Origin of the sequence: Mixta sp. (assembly GCF_024610815.1) — a bacterium.
Classification (GTDB): Bacteria; Pseudomonadota; Gammaproteobacteria; order Enterobacterales; family Enterobacteriaceae; genus Mixta; species Mixta calida.
In genome coordinates, this window is record NZ_JANION010000097.1 from 1 (window position 1) to 20,997 (window position 20,997).

Here is a 20,997-nt window from a genome sequence, read left to right on the forward strand (position 1 = left end):
TGATGTCCGGCAGTGCTTTTGCCGTTACGCACCACCCCGTCAGTAGCTGAACAGGAGGGACAGGTGATAGAAACAGAAGCCACTGGAGCACCTCAAAAACACCATCATACACTAAATCAGTAAGTTGGCAGCATCACCTTCATCCTTTATTGAATACTTTTTGTTTAAAGCGGATAAACATTGCCGTTTAAGACGCTCCGCGATTTATTGACGAAAGGCGGAAACTTTCCAGGACGTAGCTTCTGTGGGGTAAGCAGAATGGCATGAAAGCAAGACCTGGACAAAAGTTCAGGTATAAACCCTAATCCAACTCACATTTCCCACCCTGACTACAAGCAAACTATTAAAATTCGTCTAATGTTTTTTGAAGGGTCAAACACTTACAGGCTATGTCTGGTCTGGACAAGGAGAATACTGATGACGAAAAAGGCCGCAACCACTCAATGGAAAGGCGCACTGGTACTGCCGATGCTGATCGCCGGCGCGCTGACAACGGGATCGTTTTATGTACAAGCAGCGGAAGAGCAGCACGCGCCGCAGCCGCCGGATGTACGCCTTGGGCCGCTTTATCATGCGGTGCAGTCGGCTAAGTTCTTCCCGGATCAGAAAACCTTTGCGGATGCGGTGCCAAAATTTAATCCGGCATCGATTCTTGCCGACTGGCAGATGCAGAAAAATCAGCGCAATTTTGATTTGCGCCGTTTTGTCGACAGTAATTTCACCCTGCCCGCCAAAGGCGAAGCTTACGTGCCGCCCGCTAATCAGAGCCTGCGCGAGCATATCGACGGCCTGTGGCCAGTGCTGACGCGCACTACCGATAAGGTAAACCAGTACGATTCGCTGCTGCCGCTGCCGAAACCCTACGTGGTGCCAGGCGGCCGCTTCCGTGAAGTCTATTACTGGGACAGTTACTTCACGATGCTGGGACTGGCGGAAAGCGGCCACTGGGATCGCGTGCGGGATATGGTGGATAACTTTGCTCACGAGCTGGACGTCTACGGGCATATCCCCAACGGCAACCGCAGCTATTACCTCAGCCGTTCGCAGCCGCCCTTCTTCAGCCTGATGGTCAATTTGCTGGCCCAGCATGAGGGAGAGAGCGTCTACAGCAAATACCTGCCGCAGTTGCAAAAAGAGTACAAATACTGGATGGCGGATGCGCAAAGTGTCGCATCCGGCAGCGCCAGCAAGCGCGTCGTTAAGCTGAAAGATGGCACGGTGCTGAACCGCTACTGGGATGCGCGCGACGTACCGCGCACCGAATCTTATATGGATGATATCGCCACGGCGGAAAAAGCGACCCAGCGCAATAAAGCGGATCTTTATCGCGACCTGCGCTCCGGCGCAGCGTCCGGCTGGGACTTCAGTTCACGTTGGTTCGACGATCCGAAAAATCTCTCTACGATCCGTACCACGGAAATCGTACCGGTGGATCTGAACGCCCTGCTGTTCCATCTGGAGAAAACCCTGGCGCACGCCAGCAAGGTGGCGCTCAATGATGAAGAGAGCCAACGCTACGAAGCGCTGGCGAAGAAACGTCAGGCAGCGATCAACCGTTATCTGTGGAATGAAAAAGGCGGCTGGTATGCGGATTATGACTGGAAACGCAACAGCGTACGCACGCAGCTGACGGCAGCCGCCCTCTTCCCGCTCTATATGAAGGCGGCAACCGACGATCGCGCGGCGAAAACCGCCGATGCGGTGGAAAAACAGCTGCTGAAAGCGGGCGGTCTGGTGACCACCACCGTGCATAACGGCCAGCAGTGGGATGCGCCGAACGGCTGGGCGCCGTTGCAGTGGGTGGCGGTCGAAGGGCTGAACAACTACGGCAAGCAGACGCTGGCGAAAGAGATCGGCATCCGCTTCCTGGATAACGTGCAGGCTACCTATGACCGCGAGCATAAGCTGGTGGAAAAATATGTGGTTGAAGGCAATCTGGGCGGCGGCGGCGGCGGCGAATATCCGTTACAGGATGGCTTCGGCTGGACCAACGGCGTCACCCTGAAGCTGATGGATATGTACTGTCCGAAAGGCGTGACCTGTAATAACGTCGGTGATTTGAAGAAAGCGCAGTAATGAATAACAGCCTGGCGACGTGGCCAGGCTGGCTTTCCCCGTCTTAATCCTCTGAAACCACACCATTTATCTGGAAATAATCGGATAAATTACATCTTGAATCATCAAGAGAGAAAGATAATAATTCTCATTAGTTTTCGCAATTGCATGAGATTAACCTCTCATTTACCTTTTCCGGCCGCGTGCTGTCGCCGAAGCGGCCTTTTCGCTCTGTTTAAGGGATATAAGATGGGAATGCCTTTCAACCTGAAACGTTCCGCGCTGCTCTGCTCGCTGGCGCTTGCCGTACCGGGTTTCGTTATTGCCGCCGATACGCTGGTGGTCACCGCGCAGCCAGCCGAAACCGCCGATTCGCCGACCTCTGGCTATACCGCCAAAACCAGCGCCGGCGCGACAAAAACCGATCGACCGTTGATTACCACCGGCCAGTCCGTTTCGGTGGTGACGCGGCAGCAGATCGAAGATCAGGGCGCGATGGATGTTAACCAGGCGCTGAACTACAGCTCCGGCGTCTTTACCAACTTCGCCGGCGCGGCCACACGCTACGACACGGTTTCGCTGCGCGGCTTCCACGGCGGCGACGTTGATAATACGTTCCTCGACGGTCTGCGTCTGATGACCGACGGCGGCAGTTATAATGCGTTGCAGGTCGATCCCTGGTTCCTTGAGCGTATCGACGTGATTAAAGGCCCCTCTTCCGCTCTGTATGGTCAGACGGTGCCCGGCGGCCTGGTGATGATGACCTCGAAACGGCCGCAGTTTCAGCAGGAAGGCCATTTCCGTCTGATGGCGGGCAATAACAACACCACCGGCGCCGCCTTCGACTACACCAACGCAATAAACGAACAGTGGGCGTTTCGTCTTACCGGCATCACCCGCCACAGCGATACCCAGTACGATCACACGCGTGAAGAACGTTACGCGATTTCGCCTTCCCTGCTCTGGCAGCCTGACAGCGACACCTCGCTGTTGCTGAAAGCGTATCTGCAAAAAGATCCGTCCGGCGGCTATCACGGCTCGGTGCCGGGCGAAGGCAGCATCACGGCGCACAATGGCCAAAAGCTCAGCAACGGTTTCTATGACGGTGAAAGCGCCATCGACCAGTTCAAGCGCCGCGAACAGATTTACAGCTACCAGTTCTCACATCGTTTTAACGACACCTGGGCTTTCCGCTCCAACGCCAGCTATACCCATTCCAACGTCGATCTGGATCAGGTTTATCAGATTGGCTGGCGCGGCGATAGCGACCTGCTGGATCGCTACTACTCCGGCGAGCGTTCTTCGCTGGACGCCTTTGCTATCGATAACCAACTGGAAGCTGATTTCACCACCGGCGAAGTGGAACATACGCTGGTGCTGGGCGCGGATTACCATCAGTATCGCGACAGCCTGTGGGACGCCAGCGCTTATGTCGATCCGCTGAATGCCCGCACTGGCGAAGGCGGCTCGCGCTTCTGGCAGCGGGCATGGGATCCTGCAAACCCTGACGCGGACCGCATCGCCGGCCTTTACGCTTATGAACAAACGCGCCGCTACCACCAGACGGGCGTCTATTTACAGGATGAAATGGCGTGGAATAAGTGGCATATGACCCTGTCGGGCCGCTACGATCGCCTGGTGGCGAAAAGCACCAACGACACCACCGACACCAGCCGCCGTCGCTCCGATGACCATATCAGCGGTCGCGCCTCGCTGCTCTACGCCTTCGATAACGGCGTGTCGCCTTACGTTAGCTACAGCCAGGCAATCACCCCTTCGAGCCTGCCGGACGCGAACGGCGATCTGCTGAAGCCGACCACCGCCGAACAATATGAGGCAGGCGTGAAGTATCAGCCGACCGGCACCGCCGATATGTACTCCATCGCGGTTTACGATCTGACGCAGAAAGATGTCGGCAACCGTATTGTGAATACCTCTTATTATGAGCCTGCCGGTAAGGTGCATTCACGCGGGCTGGAGCTGGAAGCGCGTAATCAGATTACGCCGCGCTTCAGTACCATCGCCAACTATTCGGTGACGCGCGTGCGCATGAAAGATAGCGTTGACGGCAACGATGGACACACGCCGTACGTGACGCCGAATCAGATCGCTTCGCTATGGGGCAACTATAAGTTCGATTATGGCATTAGCGCCGGCGCAGGCGTGCGCTATATCGGCAAACAGTGGGCGGATAATGAAAATACCACTCGTCTGCCATCGGCAACGCTGCTGGATGCCTCGGTGCGCGCCGACCTCGGCGTCTGGAATAACAAGCTGAAAGGCGCCTGGGTGCAGGTGAATGCCAATAACCTGACCGATCGCGATTATGTCGCCGCCTGTTACGGCACCGGCAACTGCTACTGGGGCGCAGAGCGTTCGGTTGTGGCGACCGTGGGCTACGATTTCTGATGCGCTAAAGATAAGAGAGGCATTCGCCTCCTTTATCTGGCGGCCATCTGTTTAGCTAAAGCCCGCGCGTGAGTCGCATAATAAAGGAGGCATTCGCCTCCTTTTTTATGAGTATGCTACCGGTATGTTCAGCCGCCCAGCGCGGCGGCGATAGTTTCCTGCCAGGGCGTTGTGGGCCGACCAATCAGCTGGCTCAGCGTGCGGCTTTCGTCAAACAGGCCGCCCTGCGCCGCGCCCGCATCGGAATCGGCCAGCATCTCCGCCAGGCCCTGCGGCAGTCCCGCGCCGATCAGCAGTTCGGCAAACGCCTGCTGCGGCAGATTATGCCATGCGACCGGCACGCCGCTCTGACTGGCGATCTCCGCCGCGAATTCCGCCAGCGTGTAGCTGCTATCGCCAGCCAGTTCATAAACCTTTTCCTGCGGCGTCGCCTGCGAGATAACTACCGCCGCCGCCTGCGCATAATCGCGCCGCGCCGCAGAGGAGATGCGCCCTTCCGCCGCCGCACCGGTAAAGGCATTGAATTTCAGCGCGGCGGGAATGCTGGCCGCATAGTTTTCGGTGTACCAGCCGTTGCGCAGCAGCGCGAACGCCAGACCGGACTCGCGCAGCGCGGCTTCGGTTTGCAAATGTTCCTGCGCCAGACCCAGCGGAGAACGATCGGCGTGCAGCAGGCTGGTATAGGCGACAAAGCGCACAGCGTTTTTCTTCGCCGCATCAATCACCGCCTGATGCTGCGCCACCCTCTGCCCCACTTCGCTGGAGGAGATCAGCAGCAGGCGATCCACGCCCACCAGCGCCTGCTCCAGCGCAGCGGAGTCGTTATAATCCGCCTGGCGCACGGTGACGCCTTTGGCCGCCAGATCGCGCGCACGCTCCGGGTTACGCACTATCGCCACGATCTTTTCAGCAGCGACGTCGTTTAACAGGCTTTCAATGGTCAAACGGCCAAGCTGGCCGGTCGCGCCGGTAATTGCAATCATCTTCTTTTCTCCCTTTCAATCTACGGTGGTAGAAAAGCAGCGTAAAAGATACACTTTCTAAAAGTAAGTACTTACAGGAATGTTAGCATGGAAAAAAATCACTTAGCCTTTACCGACGCGTCTCCGCTACGCGGCGAGCTGCTGAATCCTGACTGCCCTTCGCGCGAATTGCTGAAACGCATTACCAGCCGCTGGACGATGCTGGTGATGCTGGCGCTGCGCGATCAAACGCTGCGCTTTAGCGAGATTCGCCGCGCCATCGGCGGCGTCAGCGAACGGATGCTGGCGCAGACGCTGCGTTATATGGAGGAGGATGGCCTGCTGGTGAGAAAAGCGTATGTCGTAGTGCCGCCGCATGTGGAATACCGCCTGACCCCGCTGGGCCGCGAGGCGAGCGAGCATGTGCTGGCGCTAACCGACTGGCTGGAACATCGCTTTCCGGCTATTCAGCAGCAGCGGCAAAAACCAGAACGGCGCACATAAAAAAAGGAGGCCCGAAGCCTCCTTTTTATTATGCGCGATAATCAGTGACGCACTTTACGGTAGATAAACAGCACCACAATGGCGCCGATAACCGCGACCACAAAGCTGCCGAAGTTGAAGCCGTCAACTTTGCCAAAGCCGAACAGCGTACTGATCCAGCCGCCGACGACCGCACCGATAATGCCGAGGATAATCGTGATAATGAAACCACCACCATCTTTACCAGGCATGATCCATTTAGCGATGATACCGGCGATTAAACCAAAAATGATCCATGACAGAATTCCCATCTGTAGCTCCTTATTATTTACGGCTAATTAACATACCAACGATAAATCCCACTACGGCGCCGGCGCCAACGCCTGCCCAGGGGTTACTTCTCACATACGAACACGCCTGATGCGTTGCGTTGTTCATTCCACAGCAGAGACCGCTACCTGCTTCACGGGTGCGATCTTGCGCATATTCGAGGCTGTCGCGCGTATCTTTTTTCGAAAACATTACCTGCCCTCCTGAATCGTTAGCGGCCATCCTGCTCAACTCACTTCTGGCAACAAGTATAGGACAAATTTCTAACTCTGTGATTTCAGGCAAAACCTTCCAGAAAAAAATTACCGAAAAATATTACCGACGCCGTAAACCTCCCGGCGGCGCTGCCGATAATCCTGAGGTAACAGTAACTGTAACTTTTTTAACAAGCGCTGGAGCAGTAAGTGAAAGACACCGACAATGAACAGTTTTACAAGCGCGGTACGCTGGCTGTGCTGGGCGTGTTGCGCGATATCGAGCGTGAAGATACGCCGGTAATGGTCGCCCACGCGCGTGGCCAGTTTATTAGCCGCGTGCTGTTTGTTGATAAAGAGCAGATGATTATCGATTATGGCAGCAACGATTACGACAACCAGGTAACGCTGGAGATGCGCGCGCTGACCGTAACGGCGGAGATGCGCGGCGCCAAAGTGGAATTTATCCTGCCGCAGCTGAACCCTACCCAGTTCGATGGCCTGCCCGCCTTCAGCGCTCCGCTGCCGTCGGAACTGTTACAGATCCAGCGGCGCGAATATTTCCGCATCAGCGCGCCGCTGGCGCCGGTTTTTTACTGTCACGCCACCTGGCCGGGCGGCGGCAGAGCGCGTTTCCGTCTACAGGATCTGTCGTTAGGCGGCGTGGGCGTGCTGGTGGAGAGCGAGCTGCCGGAAAACGTCGCCAGCGGCGATATCTGGCGTGGCCTGCGGCTGGATATGGGCGAATATGGCGAGATGCAGGTGGACGCCCAGCTGCTGCATGTAGGCACGCGCACCACCGTCAGCAGCAAGAATGAGACGATTCACACGCCGCGCCTGAGCTTCCGCTTCACCTCGCTTAGCGCCGTACAGGAGCGCCAGCTGCAACAGGTTATCTTCGCCCTTGAACGCGCGGCGCGCGAAAAAGCGATGCGCTTCCGTTAAACACGGCCTTCCATCAACCTGGCAAACGGCATAGCCCTGAGCCAGGCTTACAGTTGATTTTTTTGCCCGATCAACCGTAAGGAGATACTCCCTGATGGAGGACATACTTTCCGATCAGACGCTGTCGCTACTCACCAATCAGTCATTCTGGATCAACACCGCTATCGTCGTGGGCGGCACCCTGATCATCTACTGGGTGCTGCGATCGCTGATTGCCTTTATCAGCACCCGCCTGGGGCGCTTCAGCGAGCATCACTCATCGCGCTTTTACAATATCGCCGTTGAAATGCTGCGCACCACCAGCCGGCTGCTGCTGTTTATTTTCTCCCTGCTGATCGCCATTAAATTTATCGATTTGCCCGCCACCTGGCGCAGCGTCGTCGATCACGGCTGGTTTATCGCGCTGATTTTTCAGTTCGCGCTCTGGCTCGACTGCGGCGTGCGCCTCTGGCTGCGCAATATGCTGCGCGACCCAACGCACGTACGCAACCCGGTCACCATGGTGATCCTTGGCATTATGCTGCGGGTATTTATCTGGGCGATTATCCTGCTGGCGATCCTCTCCAACATGGGCGTCAATATCACCGCGCTGGTGGCCAGCTTAGGCGTCGGCGGCATCGCGGTGGCGCTGGCGATCCAGACGGTGCTGAGCGATGTCTTCGCGTCGTTGGCGATTGGCATCGACAAGCCGTTTGAAATCGGCGACTTTATCGTTTTCGGCGACGTTGCCGGTTCAATCGAACATATTGGCCTTAAAACTACCCGCATCCGCAGCCTGAGCGGCGAGCAGATCGTCTGCTCCAATGCCATTCTGTTGCAGCAGACGATTCATAACTACAAGCGGATGCAGGAGCGCCGCATTCAGTTCCGCTTCGGCATTAGCTATCACACGCCGGCGGAGAAAGCGCGCCAGATCGGCGGCATCGTGAAGGAGATTATTCAGGGCGTGGAGCAAACGCGTTTCGACCGCGCGCATTTCCTGTCGTTCGATGTCTCCCAGCTGACCTATGAAGTGATCTACTACGTCACCGACGCCGACTACAACAAATATATGGATATTCAGCAGGAGATTAACCTGCAGCTGATGGAACGGCTGGCGGCGCTGGACGTCCATTTCGCCTTCCCGATCCGCCATGTGCAGTTCACCGGCGGTATCCTGCCGGAGGTGAACGTCGCGGATTCCGCCTCCAATGAAGAAGGCGAGAACAAATCACCAGCGTCTAAGCGTCAGATGGTGCGGTAAGCAGTATTGACTTTCCACAGGTAGCGCGGCGCCTGTGCGGCCGGATGCCGGGTTTGCACATGGCGCCGAAATTCATCGGGCGACATATCATTAATCATGGCGATGGCGCGATCGCGGTCGCGTGAGAAGGTGCGCAGCAGCGCGCCCGCGCCGTTGGCATAGGCAACGATGGTAGCGTAGCGCAGCGTTTCAGGATCGCGGATGCCGGAAAGCATCCGCTGTTGCAGCAGATGGATATAGGCGGTGCCGATATCGATATTTTTCGCCGGATCGCGCAGCTCAGCGGCGGTCGGCTGTCCGCGTCGTCCCTGCGCTCGGTAGACTTCGCGCCCGGCGGTGGAGGCTTTTATCTGCATCAGGCCGACGGCATTGGAGCGGCTGACTACGTCCGGGTTGCCGCCCGATTCAACGCTGATGATAGCGCTGATTAAACGCTCATCCACGCCGTAGTGGCTGGCGGCATTTTCGGTAAACATCGACCAGGCTTGCGATACGCGGCTCGGCGGCGCTTTGGTTAACGGGGTTTGCTGCTGATGAGCGACATGTCGGGCATTTTCGCTGGCACAGCCCGACAGTAACAGTGCAGAAAGCACAAGCAGTCTGAATTTCACGCTATAAGGTTCCTCGAAGCCTGGTTGCTCTGTTCCATGTTACTTACCGGTTCGCTTTTAAAAATTGCCGCCTTTCCTAATTCGCGAATAAAGTGTGACAAATGATGATTTTACGTCGCCGTTTCGTCATCATTACGCCAGTTGGACCGCGAAAAAAGCGAAAAGATGCCGGATTTCTGCGCAGAAAACCGGCGCAGCTCACAAATCAGACAGCGCAACCGCGTAAACGGGCGCAGCGAAGGAAACGCTTCCCTGCCGTTTGTCGGTTTTGCCGCTGTCCGCTCTGTCCAGGTATTCAGGAGCCGCTATTAATGAATTCACAAACGCCCCGCACTATCCATCTGATTGCCCCGTCAGGCTATTGTCATAACCAGGCCGCCGCCGCGCTGGGCGTGCAGCGGCTGGAGGCTGCAGGCCATCAGGTAGCGAATCAGAGCGTCATCAGCCGTCGCTTTCAGCGCTTTGCCGGCAGCGACGCCGAACGATTGCAGGATATCAACGCCCTTGCCCGCCTGAGCCCGCTGCCCGATATCATTCTGGCGGTACGCGGCGGCTATGGCGTCACGCGGCTGCTGGAGCAGATCGACTACAGCGGCCTGAAGCAGCAGCTCGCAGGCAAACCGACGGCGCTGTGCGGTCATAGCGATCTGACCGCGTTGCAGCTGGCGCTGCTGGCGAAAACCGGGCTGATCACCTTTAGCGGCCCGATGTTAAGCGGCAATTTCGGCGCGCCTGAACTCAGCGAGTTCACCTGGCGCCATTTCTGGCAGGCGCTGACCGAACCGGAATTCACGCTGCAATGGTCCAGCAACAGCGCAGCGCTGCCCGCGCTGGAAGGCACGCTGTGGGGCGGCAACCTGGCGATGCTGATGACGCTGCCAGGCACGCCGTGGCTGCCGCTTATCGAAGGCGGGATTCTGGTGATCGAGGATATTAACGAGCATCCGTTCCGCATCGAACGCATGCTGCTACAGCTCCATCAGTGCGGCGTCCTGGCGCGCCAGCGCGCCATCGTGGTGGGCAGCTTTACCGGCTTTATGCCGTCAGCCTATGACAACGGCTTTGACTTCGCCGTCGTCTGGCAACGCATTCGCGATATTACCGGCCTGCCGGTGATCGATGGGCTCGATTTCGGGCACGACTGGCAGACCGTCACGCTGCCGCTGGGGGCGCGCGGCCAGTTAAGCGTTGAGGGCGGCCAGGCGCGCCTGCGCGTCAGCGGCCATCCGGTGCTGCGCCAGGAAGGCGCGTCTCAGGCGACGGGCTGAGCCTGCGCGCGGCGTTATGAGTCGACGCGGCGATCGTCAAAGCGCTCCAGCGTTACCGCTTCCACCTCGCGTTTGGTGCTGCGGCTACAGGATTCCAGCTTGTCGCTCTTGTGCCTGGCGAACCAGACCTGGTTACGGGTGTGATTAATAATTAATCTGTCGCCGTTGCGAAAACGGGTAATGGCGACCTGCTCGCCGTTATTTATCGTGGTGCGCGTCTGGCCGGAAGCGACCTGAAAATGGTGCGGCGGCCACATTAAAGTGGATAAGCCGTGCTGCGCGCGCGATACGGTCATCACCGGACGCCCCGGACAGGTTATCTGAAATTCCGTCTCGCTGTGTGCAAACGCAGGCCACAGCGTCGCAACGCCAGCTGCGAATAAAAAGTGTTTCATCACGCTCTGTTCCTTCGCGTTGTAAGAAAACCACATTAATCATAGACCTGTCTGCGCCGACGGCGGCGAAAAAATCGCGCGCCGCAGCGCCGGTTTCACGCGCTGCGGTTTGACAGCGCCTGACCCGTGGTTAAGATCGCACGATTAACGGGAGTCCCTTATGTCTGAACTTGATCTGCTGTTCCAGCGGCTGGCCGCTTCGCCCTTTCGCCGCCGGTTCCGTCTGGGCGAGAAAGAGCGTCGCTACTGTCTGGAGAAAGGGCCGGAGATCATCGACCAGCACGCGGCGGATTTTATCGCCAGGCGCCTGGCCGATGCCGAGCCGCGTAACGATGGCAAACAGACGCCGATGCGCGGCCATCCGGTGTTTATCGCCCAGCACGCCACCGCCACCTGCTGCCGGGGCTGTCTGGAGAAGTGGCACAATATCACCGCGCATCAGCCGTTGAGCGCCGCGCAGCAGCGCTATATCGTAACGGTGATTCATGCCTGGCTGGTCAAAGAGATGAACCGCTAAGCGTGCCACATTTTACTGCATCACGCCGGGGCGACTACGCCCCTCAGGGTGATGCCGGATTATTCCTGCTCTGCGGCCACTTCCGCCGCCACCAGCATCAACGCCAGGCCGGCGTCTTCATGGGAGTAATCGCGCATTACGCCTTTTATGCCCGCAATACAGGCTTCCACCTGCGTTTTCTGCGGTTGAGGAAGGTTGGCTACAGCGTGACGAATCAGCATCAGACTCGCTTCTTCTTCTTTCATTCATCGTTTCCCTTTCGTGACAGGGCGCACATATTGCCAAATTTATCGCGTCAAACCAAGTTAAGACATTTTTTTCACTGGCGCTAACGGGTCGATATGACCGGAGGCCGCCGTTTTCGCTGCGCTGATGCTATGATGATTAAAGCGCATCGCGCCCGTTACTGACCGCTTTGCGGCAGGGAAAGCCACAGAATGAAAAGGCAATGACTATGCTGCGTATGATGGTGTTCACCCTTCCCTTTTTGCTTGCCGCCTGTTCATCCGGCCCGCAGGGGATAGAGTGTCCAGGAAAAGTCGCCACGATTTACGGCCAGGAAACCGCCGTCACGCGCGGCAGGGTATTTGATTTAGTCAGTTCATTCAGCGTCGCTAACGACGATGTGAAAGTGGAAAGCGGCCCGCTCCATTCCACCGATCGCACGCGCTATATTCCGGCGGCGGTGACGAAAGAAGGGTATCTGGCTCAGCGCATTTCCGATCGCCAGTTCCGCCTGATCGATCCGCAGCAGGATAAGATGATTACCTGGACCTGTGGGAAATAAATTTCCCACAGGTGCGGACGGCTTACGCCATGATCTCCTTCAGCAGAATGGCGCATTGACGGCAGGTTTGCGCGCAGTGACGACAGGACAGAAGCTGATATTTGCTGCACTTTTCCGCGCAGGCCTCGCAGGCTTCAATGCAAATCTGATAAAGCTGTAAGGCTGACTCAGTGTTGATCGCGAGGTATTGCGCCGCCAGGCGACATAACGTTGCACACTGTGAAGCCGACTGCAGACAGTCGCGCATCGCTTCCCAGTCGGGCGACATCAAGCCGGAGCTGACGCAACGCTCGCAGGCGGCCGCGCACAGATAGCAGCGTTCAATACAGTATTCGATACGATCAATCATTACATTTTCCTTATTTATATTATCTAATTAGCCTGAATAAAAATGCGTGCAACAGAGGATAAAGTGCCGAACAAACAGGCACATGCATTTCCAGCGACGGCCTAAAACCAGCCTGGCTATTCGGCCCATGGCACAATTTTACCAGGCATTTGTCACCGGATGACGCAGGATAACCAGAACTCACTCAATAAGGCCCTAATATGGAACAGGAAAAACTCAACGACCACTTCGTTACCTTTCCCTACCCACGTGAAAGCTATAGCGACGGCAGCGTTAATTACGGCGGCATCGATCTGATCCATGAAACGCAACGCATTGATGAGATAGAAGAAGCGAAGCGATCGCCGAATCTGCGTCGATTACTGGAGGAGGTGAATTTACAGGATGGGTTATTTATGACGCTCGGCTGCGATTATCGTCTGTTGACGGAGGGAGTGGCGGGCTATGTCGATTTTGCCTTCCGCCCTGGCCTGCCCGCCTTGCTCACGGACGATACACCGAATCTGGATGACTATTTTTGGGCCTATCTGGCGAAGCAGGAAATCGAACACCATATCAGCGACGGCGCGATGGTGGGCTACGCGCGTTCAGCGCTCAAGTGGAGCTGGTCTCCCCTGGAGATCGCCGGCGCGCGTGGTAAAAAGATCACCCTGGCCTTTTGCTGCCAGCGCGCGGAAGATGGTGAATGGTGTCTTGATCACCTGCGTCATTTTTTAGTCACCGAATTCCCTTCTCTGCCTGTGCGGCACGCTGAGTGAGATATCAGGTTTTAATCAGCCGGATGGCGTGTTCCAGCACCTTTTGCTCGTCGCGATCGCTGTCGTGACGACGCAGGCGCGTTTGCCACAGCAGGCTGGCGAGCGTGTCGCGTTCGGTATCGAAGCCGCTTTCGGCCAACACAATCACCGCATCGCCAATCACCCGACACACTTCGTCATAATACTCTTCACTCAGTACATCACGTTTCATATCAATCTCCTCCCCCTATAAACCTGGCACAGCTCACGCAGAAAGAAAAATCGCGCGAAAAGTAAAATTAAAGCAAAGACCCAACGGGCCGATAATTTGCTGGGTAGAATCACTCCTTTTTTAATTACCGTTCCGACGCCAGGCGGACAATATGCTTACCCAGATAACACAACAACACAGTAAGCGGCGGGCAGCGCTGGAACTGTTGAAAAAAAACGATCGCTGCCGGGATGAGATCCTGAGCCAGTTTACGCTGCTGACCAGTCAGCTGCTGGGCATTCCCAGCTGCTTCGTCTCGATTCTTGACGAAGAGCGACAGTACATTAAAGCGGCTCAACACTTTACGCTGGCGGAGACGACGCTGCAGCAGGCGTTCTGTCGCCATACGGTGCAGTGCGAAAAGATTCTGATTTGCCATGACACCCATCTGGACCCGCGCTTCAGCAATCATCCGCTGACGCGGGGCGCGCCCTTTATTCGCTTTTATGCCGGGGCGCCGCTGGTGTCGGGGGAAGATTACGTTATCGGCACGCTCTGCGTAACCGATACCAGGCCGCACGCCTTTAGCGCAGAGCAGCAGGCCACGCTGACCACGCTGGCGCGCCTGACCGCCGCCTTTCTGGATGCCTGGTACGCCAACGGCTACCTCGATACCGTGACCGGTTTGCCCAATCGTCAGCGGCTGATGCGGGACCTGGAGCTGAGCGCCGATACGCTTCCGCAGCACTCTTATCGGCTGCTGATGATTGACTGCATTGATACGCAGCATATTTTCGAAGTGGCGCGATCGCTCGGTATGGCCGCCTCGGAGGGGTTGCTGCGCGAGCTGACGCAGGTGCTGCATCAGCGGCTGAACGGCGTCAGCGAACCGTTGCTCTACACCATCAGCCACGGCCGCTTCGCGCTGCTGGCGCGCGACGACGACGAGCTGAACGCCCAAACCTGTAGCGAAAAGCTGCGCGGCATTAATGCGCGACTGAGCGACACCATCACGACAGACTTACAGGTACGCGTCGGTGAAGTGCTGTTCTCTCCCCGTTCACTGCCGCCGCGCGAAGCGGTGCGTCGCGCATTGAGCGCGCTGCATGAAGCGATTGCGCGCCAGACGCCCTGGCAGGCGTTCGACAGCGAATGCGACAGCCGACGCAACCAGGAGTTTCAGCTGCTGAACGATCTGGCGCGGGCGGTGCGCGGGCGCTACGGTCTTTATCTGGTGTTTCAGCCGAAAATTTGTCTGCATACCGGTAAACCGGTCGGGCTGGAGGCGCTGCTGCGCTGGAAACACCCGGTGGAAGGAGAGATTCCTCCGGGCCGTTTTATTCCGCTGGCTGTCGGCACCAGCCTGATGGCGGAGCTGACCGACTGGGTGATCGACAGCACCATCCGGCAGCTGCAGCGCTGGGCGGAAAAAGGCATTCATCTGCCGGTCTCGGTTAACGTCAGCGTCTCCGATATCTGCCGTCCCGGCTTCGCCGATCGCCAGGAGGAGCGGCTGCTGCGCTGTGGCCTGACACCGGAATATCTCGGCATCGAATGCCTGGAAACGGAAGAGATCCACGCCAGTCCGGATGCGCTGCACGGCTTCGATATGCTGAAGCTGCGCGGCTTTAAAATTTCGCTCGACGACTTTGGCTCCGGCTACAGCAACATCAGTTACCTGCGCCGCATCCCTATCGACATCATTAAGCTGGATCGCTCATTGATCAGCCGCCTGCAGCTTGACACCGCCAGCGACATTATCGTGCGCAACGTGATTAGCATGCTAAAGGATCTCGATTACGTGGTGCTGGCGGAGGGCGTCGAGGATAAAAGCACCTTTGAACTGCTGCGCCAGCTAGGCTGCGACGAGGTTCAGGGATTTTACTGCGCCGCGCCGATGAAAGCGGCGGCGCTGGAGAAGTGGCTGCGCCAGCAGAGTCATTACGCGCCTTAACCGATACGCGGCGAATTGCGCCGGTTTGTTCTCCTTGTTTGCGCTTCTGTGCTATAGCTTTTACAACGCTATGTTCTGACAGGCCAAGGAAAAAGGGAGAATAAATTGAAAATATTTTACTTTATTGCGCTAATCGCCGCCGCGCTCTATTTATTTATCAATTTGCCGAAAGAGAAGCACAGACGCGAGCCGGTCGCTTACTGGGGCTGCTGGGCCTATCTGATCGCCTCCGTCATCTACTGGAGCTTTTTCAGTCTGCGGCACCACTTTCATCTCTTCTGATATTCGCCCCCGCGCCGCTCGTTGGCTCGGGGGCGTTTTATGTCGGGTAACGCAGGCTGTTACTCCCATTCACAGACTGAATCGCAACCGCTATTCACTACCGGAGGTCTTGTGAGTAAGAAAGCTCAAACGACTGGCACCCACGAGGCGCATGAAATTATGCTGCGCCGCTGGATCACCGTGGGCCAGCCCGCGGATCGGCTCTATGCGCTGTGGCGAGATCCCGCCACGCTGCCGCAGATTATGGCGCATTTCGCCGACATTACCGTGCTAAACGACGCTGAAGCGGAATGGCACGTCAAGGGGCCGTTGAAGAAAGGCTATCGCTGGCGCACCCGCATCGTCGATGAACAGCCCGGCGTGGTGATCGCCTGGGCATCGCTGGAGGGCGCCGACGTGCCGAATGAAGGCATGCTGCAGTTCCGCCCCGCGCCGGGCGAATGGGGCACCGAACTGACGCTGACGCTGCGCTTCAACCCGCCGGGCGGCAAGATTGGCAAAAAAGTCGCCTCCCTGCTCGATCTGTTCCCTAAAGAGCAGCTCAGCAAGGCGCTGCACCGCTTTAAAAGCCTGGCCGAAACCGGCGAAATCCCCACCCTGGACGGGCAGCCCGCTGGCCGTCACGACAGCCGCAAAGATGAGGAGGCGTAATGCGCGCACTATGCTGGAACGGCGTCAATGACTTACGCGTGGAGACCGTGGCGGACCCTGTGCCGCTCAACCCGCACGACGCCATTATCAAAGTTCGTTTAACCACTACCTGCGGTTCCGACCTGCACGTTATCGACGGGCTGATCCCAACCATGCGCGAAGGCGATATTCTCGGCCATGAATTTATGGGCGAAGTGGTGGAGACCGGCAGCGCGGTGAAAAACATCAAACGCGGCGACCGCGTGGTGGTGCCTTCATTTATCTCCTGCGGCTCCTGCTGGTACTGCCAGCACGAGCTGCCCTCCTGCTGCGACAACACCAACCCGCACTGGGAACAGGGCGAACCGGTCTTAGGTCACGCCACCGGCGGCATCTACGCTTACAGCCATGCGTTCGGCGGCTACGCCGGTTCGCACGCTGAATATGTGCGCGTGCCCTTTGCCGACAACGACTGTTTCGTGGTGCCGGACGAGGTCAGCGACGAACAGGCGCTGTTTCTGTCCGACGCGGCGCCGACCGGCTATATGGGCGCGGACTTCTGTAATATCCATCCCGGCGACACCGTGGCGGTCTGGGGCTGCGGCGGCGTCGGCCTGATGGCGATGCAGAGCGCCTGGCTGATGGGCGCGCATCAGGTGATCGCTATCGACCGTTTCCCGGAGCGCCTGGCGATGGCGCGCGAACACGCGGGCGCGATTACGCTCGACTACAGCAAGGCGGACGTGCATGAAGCGCTGCTGGAGCTGACCGGCGGCCGCGGCCCCGACAGCTGCATCGACGCGGTCGGCATGGAAGCGCGCGGCGAGGGGCTGAGCCAGGTTTACGATCGCACCAAGCAGCTGCTGCATCTGGAGACGGACGTGGGCGCGGCGCTGCGGCAGGCGCTCTACTCCTGCCGCAAAGGCGGCAATATCTCCATTCTCGGCGTCTATGGCGTGATGGATAAGTTTCCGCTGGGGCTGATGATCAATAAAAGCCTGACCATCCGCACCGCCCAGCAGCACGGCCAGCGCTATATGCATCGCCTGCTCGATCACGTGGCGAAGGGCGAGCTCAATCCGGCCTTTATGGCGACGCATCGCTTTTCGCTGGAAGAGGCGCCGCGAGGCTATGAGATGTTCAAGCACAAGGAAGATGGCTGTCTGCGCGCGGTCTTCGCGCCCTGAGTGAGTCTGACGATAAGGACAAAAAAGGGGACGCTGCGTCCCCTTTACTGTTTCCGCGCCGCGTAAACGCGACGGACATTACAGGCTGTCGGTCAGCTTATCGACAACAACCTTACCGTTGCTGTCGTGCTGGGTGATGCGGTAGTTAACTGGCCAGGAGCGGCGGCTGCAAAATTTATCGAACAGCGTGACCCGACCTTTCAGATGGCCGTCCGGCCCTTTAATCGACCATTTGGTGATCTCTTCCTGGCCACGGTTTTTCAACAGAATTTCTTCCACGCGTTCCAGCGTGTCGCTCTCATCAATTTCTAAGTGATCTCTTAACATTATGCTAACCCTCCGATTACGCGCCCCACTATACGCTTTTCGTAGATGCTAACAATCGAATTTTCTTATCGAAATAAGCATTGGTTTTACAGGGTTAAAAGGCGGCATGAGGCTGGCGCGCGGCATATAAGATGCTGAAAAGGTTAGCGGTAGCGCTGGGCGAAAAAGAGAGCAAAAGCGGGTCATTCTGTGAAAGGCCAATAAAAAGCCCGCCGGACGGCGGGCCTGAAATGCTTACTGCGGAATACGCAGCGTCTGTCCCGGATAGATTTTGTCCGGGCTGCTCAGCATCGGTTTGTTCGCTTCAAAGATTTTATTGTACTCGTTGGGATTGCCGTACATCTCTTTAGCGATGGCGCTCAGGGTATCGCCCTTCTTCACGGTGTAGAAGCGGCTTTCCGCTGTGGGCTGCGCCACGGCGACTTTGTCGTCAACGCCGCTGATGCCGGCAATGTTGCCCACCGCCACCAGGATCTTCTCTTTCGCTTCCTGGCTCAGCCCTTCGCCGGTTACGGTCGCCTGGCCGTCTTTCACTTCAACCTGCACTTTATCCGCATCCGGCACGCCGGTTTTCTGTAAATGCTCTTTGATTTTAGCGTCCTGCTGTTCCGTGTTGTGCGTTACCGCATCCCACAGTTTCTCTCCTGCGTCCTTCACAAAGCTTAACAGACCCATATAACCTCCATTTTTACGTTGAAAAACCTGATGTCCTTATAAGCGTAGCAGAGAGGATACTATTCAGCCTGAGCGGCAAAGTCGAGACCGCTCTGTTTATTTACACAATAAAATCAATGCGCATATTGGGATGCGCGGCGATATCGATGGTCATATCCGGGCGGCTGTCCCCCGTCAGGTTAAGACTGAGATGGGTCAGATGGGTGTTGACATCCCAGAGCATCTGCATCTCGCCCAGCTTGCCGGTAAACTTCGAAGTGAAGTGCAGCGGATGCGCCGCGCTGTCGAGCGCCGACAGGTCAATCTTATCGCGCCCGCTGGCGAAATCACCGATCAGATCCCGCAGCGCCGGCAGCGAATCGCTGGCGCGCGTAAAGATAAACAGATCGTTGCCGTCGCCGCCGTAAAGCTTATCCGCACCGCCGCCGCCGTAGAGACGATCGATGCCCGCCCCGCCCTCCAGCCGGTCATTGCCATTTTCGCCGTACAGGATGTCGTTGCCGCTGCCGCCATAGAGCGCATCGGCGCCTTCGCCGCCCCAGAGCCGGTCGTTGCCGTTCTCACCGTACAGCGTGTCGTTGCCGTTGCCGCCGTAGAGCAGATCGTCGTTCTCGCCGCCATATAGCCGGTCATTGCCGTTCTCGCCGTACAGCGTGTCGTTGCCGTTGCCGCCGTAGAGAATATCGACGCCTTCGCCGCCCCAGAGCCGGTCATTGCCGTTCTCGCCGTTCAGCGTGTCGTTGCCGCTCCCGCCATAAAGCAGATCGTCGCCCTCGCTGCCCCAAATCCGGTCGTTGCCGCCGTCGCCGTTCAGCGTATCGATGCCGTTGCCGCCCGTCAGCATGTCATCGCCGTTGCCGCCATAGAGCAGATCGTTGCCGTCGTCGCCATACAGCGCGTCGTTGCCATCGTTGCCGTAGAGGCGATCGCTGCCGGCGTTGCCGCGCAACAGGTTGGCGACGGCGTTGCCGATCACGGAATCGTTGCCCGCCCCGGCGATGGCGTTCTCAATCACCGCGCCGAGAGCGATGGAGACGTTGCCGATCAGTCCGCCGACGTTAGAAAAAGTCTGCGCATTCAGGTTAATCAGTTGGTTCTGGCCATAACGGGAGAAATTAAGCGTATCGTTGCCGCCCGCATCCCAAACCGAGAAAATCAACACGTCGCTGCTGCTGCTGGCGCTGTAGTAGTCGCGTCCGCTATTGGAGTCGAAACCGTACACGGTATTGCCGGTGCGCGTCGTCATATTGGCGCCGTAGAGGCGCTGAATGGCGGCGATATCATGCAGCAGCGGCGCGACGGCGTAGTGACCGTTAAACTTAGCGCCGGTATTGGTTTCGCTCCAGTAGCTCATCAGCGAATACTGGCGTGAATCCTCAACGTAGGTGGCGCTGGCGCTGTAAGAGATCACGCCGGTGCCGCTGTTGTAGTCGCCGGGATGGCTCAGCCCCAGCGCGTGGCCCAGTTCATGCGTTATCGTCTGACGGCCATACTCATATTTGTCGGGCGAGCGGATATTGCTGATGTTGTAATCAAACCACATCGATCCGCCCGCTTTACTGGTGCTGGGCAGATAAGCATAGGCCTGATCGTTCGCAGGCTGGCCATTAGAAAACTGGGTATAGTTGGCAAACGTCAGCCGTCCGCCCGACGCAACCTGGGTGAATTTAATGTTGGCCAGATCGGACCAGGCCTGTAACGACTGCATCGCCGCCGCCTGCTGCGCGCTGTTAAAGGCGACAATGCCTTTATCGCCGCGCGGGGAGGCCGTCGTCGTACTGTCGAGAAAGCTGAAGGTGAGCGCGACGGGCTTGTTGTAAACCTGATAGCCGTTCCAGCTCAGTCCACTGCGGGTGAGCTGTACCGCAGCCTGGCTGGTGCTGTAATGGTCGGTTGGCGCCGAAGCGTACCAGGTGCTGCTGGTTGCACTGGTTGTCGCCTGCGCGTCAGTATCAAACCAGGATTTGCGTGTTGCTTTTATTGTCAAGGGAACTCTCCGACATAAACGTGTTCTGAGAAGCCCGCATCGCCACGCGTCCTGACAGGGAGAGTGTATCCCTTCGCCTTTTGCAGCTTCCGAACGTAAAACGGTTCTGATGCCGTCGTTGACTACTATCGGCAAACTTTAAGGCCAACATCAGTGAATTGGCTTTAACGGTTACCGTTAAATCAAATCTCAGTGTTATAGCCTAAACCTCACGCATTTTTTCAATCGGTGGAATAACGCGCTTCAGCCGCGCAATTCTCTTTTGCGGGCTGAGTCCCCTTTGGCGCGCGCTTATTCGCCCTTTTGGTAAGGATCAGAGAAAATTTATTAAATACGCTCACAGCCAGCAGCGTCAGAGTATTACGGATAACCTGAGCCGTCTGCGTACGCTGACGGCGGGGGAATGGACGCCATGCAGGAGGCGGTAGCATACTGCAAGCGCTTTCCGCGACCCCGGCA

The 20,997-nt window shown here is 57.4% G+C and carries 25 protein-coding genes; 13 read left to right on the forward strand and 12 right to left on the reverse strand.

What is annotated here, in order from left to right; translation table 11 throughout:
* Window positions 1-83: IS1 family transposase (locus tag MYY08_RS06395; protein ID WP_353738460.1), on the reverse strand; the 83-nt coding region annotated here is incomplete at its 3' end.
* A 334-nt stretch (window positions 84-417) separates the two neighbouring features.
* On the opposite strand from MYY08_RS06395, the gene treA reads away from it, so the two are divergent.
* Together treA and MYY08_RS06405 are read left to right on the forward strand one after the other, a co-directional pair.
* Window positions 418-2,076: an alpha,alpha-trehalase TreA gene (gene treA / locus MYY08_RS06400; RefSeq protein ID WP_038626547.1), complete on the forward strand. Its 1,659-nt coding sequence runs from the start codon at window positions 418-420 to the stop codon at window positions 2,074-2,076.
* A gap of 228 nt (window positions 2,077-2,304) precedes the next feature.
* On the forward strand, window positions 2,305-4,464 hold the full coding sequence (locus MYY08_RS06405; protein ID WP_190296783.1) for a TonB-dependent siderophore receptor: 2,160 nt from the start codon (window positions 2,305-2,307) through the stop codon (window positions 4,462-4,464).
* Window positions 4,465-4,592: 128 nt separating this feature from the next.
* Here MYY08_RS06405 and MYY08_RS06410 read toward each other — a convergent pair whose 3' ends face one another.
* Complete coding sequence (locus tag MYY08_RS06410; protein WP_190296782.1) at window positions 4,593-5,447, reverse strand: SDR family oxidoreductase; 855 nt, start codon at window positions 5,445-5,447, stop codon at window positions 4,593-4,595.
* Window positions 5,448-5,534: 87 nt separating this feature from the next.
* Here MYY08_RS06410 and MYY08_RS06415 point away from each other — a divergent pair, with 87 nt between their 5' ends.
* Complete coding sequence (locus MYY08_RS06415; RefSeq protein WP_288013835.1) at window positions 5,535-5,930, forward strand: winged helix-turn-helix transcriptional regulator; 396 nt, start codon at window positions 5,535-5,537, stop codon at window positions 5,928-5,930.
* A 41-nt stretch (window positions 5,931-5,971) separates the two neighbouring features.
* Here the strand turns inward: MYY08_RS06415 and MYY08_RS06420 are convergent, their stop codons facing one another.
* Window positions 5,972-6,220 carry a GlsB/YeaQ/YmgE family stress response membrane protein gene (locus MYY08_RS06420; RefSeq protein WP_038626555.1) on the reverse strand — a complete coding sequence of 83 codons (249 nt, stop codon included), beginning with the start codon at window positions 6,218-6,220 and terminating at the stop codon, window positions 5,972-5,974.
* Window positions 6,221-6,233: 13 nt separating this feature from the next.
* The gene (locus MYY08_RS19185; RefSeq protein ID WP_312394424.1) at window positions 6,234-6,461 is read right to left on the reverse strand and encodes a glycine zipper domain-containing protein; all 228 of its coding nucleotides are present in this window, start codon (window positions 6,459-6,461) and stop codon (window positions 6,234-6,236) included.
* Between the two features lie 182 nt (window positions 6,462-6,643).
* Between MYY08_RS19185 and MYY08_RS06430 the strand changes: the two genes are divergently transcribed.
* Together MYY08_RS06430 and MYY08_RS06435 are read left to right on the forward strand one after the other, a co-directional pair.
* Window positions 6,644-7,378 (forward strand): flagellar brake protein, encoded by a 735-nt coding sequence (locus MYY08_RS06430; protein WP_288013836.1) that lies wholly within the window; start codon window positions 6,644-6,646, stop codon window positions 7,376-7,378.
* Window positions 7,379-7,472: 94 nt separating this feature from the next.
* On the forward strand, window positions 7,473-8,621 hold the full coding sequence (locus MYY08_RS06435) for a mechanosensitive ion channel family protein (protein ID WP_190296779.1): 1,149 nt from the start codon (window positions 7,473-7,475) through the stop codon (window positions 8,619-8,621).
* On the opposite strand, the gene emtA is transcribed toward MYY08_RS06435, so the two are convergent.
* Entirely contained in the window at window positions 8,606-9,232 is a 627-nt protein-coding gene (gene emtA, locus MYY08_RS06440; protein ID WP_084970994.1) for a membrane-bound lytic murein transglycosylase EmtA, read from the reverse strand. The genes MYY08_RS06435 and emtA overlap by 16 nt on opposite strands.
* Window positions 9,233-9,543: 311 nt before the next feature.
* Between emtA and ldcA the strand changes: the two genes are divergently transcribed.
* Complete coding sequence (ldcA, locus tag MYY08_RS06445; protein ID WP_084970996.1) at window positions 9,544-10,500, forward strand: muramoyltetrapeptide carboxypeptidase; 957 nt, start codon at window positions 9,544-9,546, stop codon at window positions 10,498-10,500.
* A gap of 14 nt (window positions 10,501-10,514) precedes the next feature.
* On the opposite strand, the gene MYY08_RS06450 is transcribed toward ldcA, so the two are convergent.
* On the reverse strand, window positions 10,515-10,895 hold the full coding sequence (locus MYY08_RS06450) for a hypothetical protein (protein WP_038630031.1): 381 nt from the start codon (window positions 10,893-10,895) through the stop codon (window positions 10,515-10,517).
* Window positions 10,896-11,055: 160 nt separating this feature from the next.
* On the opposite strand from MYY08_RS06450, the gene MYY08_RS06455 reads away from it, so the two are divergent.
* Window positions 11,056-11,412 (forward strand): DUF4186 domain-containing protein, encoded by a 357-nt coding sequence (locus MYY08_RS06455; RefSeq protein WP_038626559.1) that lies wholly within the window; start codon window positions 11,056-11,058, stop codon window positions 11,410-11,412.
* A gap of 59 nt (window positions 11,413-11,471) precedes the next feature.
* Here MYY08_RS06455 and MYY08_RS06460 read toward each other — a convergent pair whose 3' ends face one another.
* A complete protein-coding gene (locus MYY08_RS06460; RefSeq protein WP_038626560.1) occupies window positions 11,472-11,657 on the reverse strand; it encodes a hypothetical protein in 186 nt (61 codons plus the stop codon).
* Between the two features lie 209 nt (window positions 11,658-11,866).
* Here MYY08_RS06460 and MYY08_RS06465 point away from each other — a divergent pair, with 209 nt between their 5' ends.
* Window positions 11,867-12,199, forward strand: a complete 333-nt coding sequence (locus tag MYY08_RS06465) for a hypothetical protein (protein WP_038626561.1) — start codon at window positions 11,867-11,869, stop codon at window positions 12,197-12,199.
* A 22-nt stretch (window positions 12,200-12,221) separates the two neighbouring features.
* Here the strand turns inward: MYY08_RS06465 and MYY08_RS06470 are convergent, their stop codons facing one another.
* Entirely contained in the window at window positions 12,222-12,548 is a 327-nt protein-coding gene (locus tag MYY08_RS06470; protein ID WP_038626563.1) for a four-helix bundle copper-binding protein, read from the reverse strand.
* A gap of 200 nt (window positions 12,549-12,748) precedes the next feature.
* On the opposite strand from MYY08_RS06470, the gene MYY08_RS06475 reads away from it, so the two are divergent.
* Window positions 12,749-13,306 (forward strand): hypothetical protein, encoded by a 558-nt coding sequence (locus MYY08_RS06475; protein WP_038626564.1) that lies wholly within the window; start codon window positions 12,749-12,751, stop codon window positions 13,304-13,306.
* Window positions 13,307-13,310: 4 nt separating this feature from the next.
* Here MYY08_RS06475 and MYY08_RS06480 read toward each other — a convergent pair whose 3' ends face one another.
* Window positions 13,311-13,517 (reverse strand): DUF2767 family protein, encoded by a 207-nt coding sequence (locus tag MYY08_RS06480; protein ID WP_038626565.1) that lies wholly within the window; start codon window positions 13,515-13,517, stop codon window positions 13,311-13,313.
* 151 nt (window positions 13,518-13,668) lie between these two features.
* On the opposite strand from MYY08_RS06480, the gene MYY08_RS06485 reads away from it, so the two are divergent.
* The 4 genes from MYY08_RS06485 to MYY08_RS06500 all read left to right on the forward strand — a co-directional run bounded on the left by MYY08_RS06485 (window position 13,669) and on the right by MYY08_RS06500 (window position 17,549).
* Entirely contained in the window at window positions 13,669-15,450 is a 1,782-nt protein-coding gene (locus MYY08_RS06485) for a sensor domain-containing diguanylate cyclase (protein ID WP_288013837.1), read from the forward strand.
* A 105-nt stretch (window positions 15,451-15,555) separates the two neighbouring features.
* On the forward strand, window positions 15,556-15,732 hold the full coding sequence (locus tag MYY08_RS06490) for a hypothetical protein (protein ID WP_167391851.1): 177 nt from the start codon (window positions 15,556-15,558) through the stop codon (window positions 15,730-15,732).
* A gap of 111 nt (window positions 15,733-15,843) precedes the next feature.
* Window positions 15,844-16,383 carry an SRPBCC family protein gene (locus MYY08_RS06495; protein WP_038626567.1) on the forward strand — a complete coding sequence of 180 codons (540 nt, stop codon included), beginning with the start codon at window positions 15,844-15,846 and terminating at the stop codon, window positions 16,381-16,383.
* Window positions 16,383-17,549: a zinc-dependent alcohol dehydrogenase gene (locus MYY08_RS06500; RefSeq protein ID WP_038626568.1), complete on the forward strand. Its 1,167-nt coding sequence runs from the start codon at window positions 16,383-16,385 to the stop codon at window positions 17,547-17,549. The genes MYY08_RS06495 and MYY08_RS06500 overlap by 1 nt, the downstream gene beginning before the upstream one ends.
* 78 nt (window positions 17,550-17,627) lie before the next feature.
* On the opposite strand, the gene MYY08_RS06505 is transcribed toward MYY08_RS06500, so the two are convergent.
* The 3 genes from MYY08_RS06505 to MYY08_RS06515 form a co-directional block, all read right to left on the reverse strand.
* Window positions 17,628-17,876, reverse strand: a complete 249-nt coding sequence (locus MYY08_RS06505; protein WP_190296776.1) for a hypothetical protein — start codon at window positions 17,874-17,876, stop codon at window positions 17,628-17,630.
* A gap of 234 nt (window positions 17,877-18,110) precedes the next feature.
* Window positions 18,111-18,551 carry a peptidoglycan-binding protein LysM gene (gene lysM, locus MYY08_RS06510; RefSeq protein WP_038626571.1) on the reverse strand — a complete coding sequence of 147 codons (441 nt, stop codon included), beginning with the start codon at window positions 18,549-18,551 and terminating at the stop codon, window positions 18,111-18,113.
* Window positions 18,552-18,651: 100 nt separating this feature from the next.
* Complete coding sequence (locus MYY08_RS06515; protein ID WP_288013838.1) at window positions 18,652-20,538, reverse strand: M10 family metallopeptidase C-terminal domain-containing protein; 1,887 nt, start codon at window positions 20,536-20,538, stop codon at window positions 18,652-18,654.
* Between the last annotated feature and the right edge of the window lie 459 nt (window positions 20,539-20,997).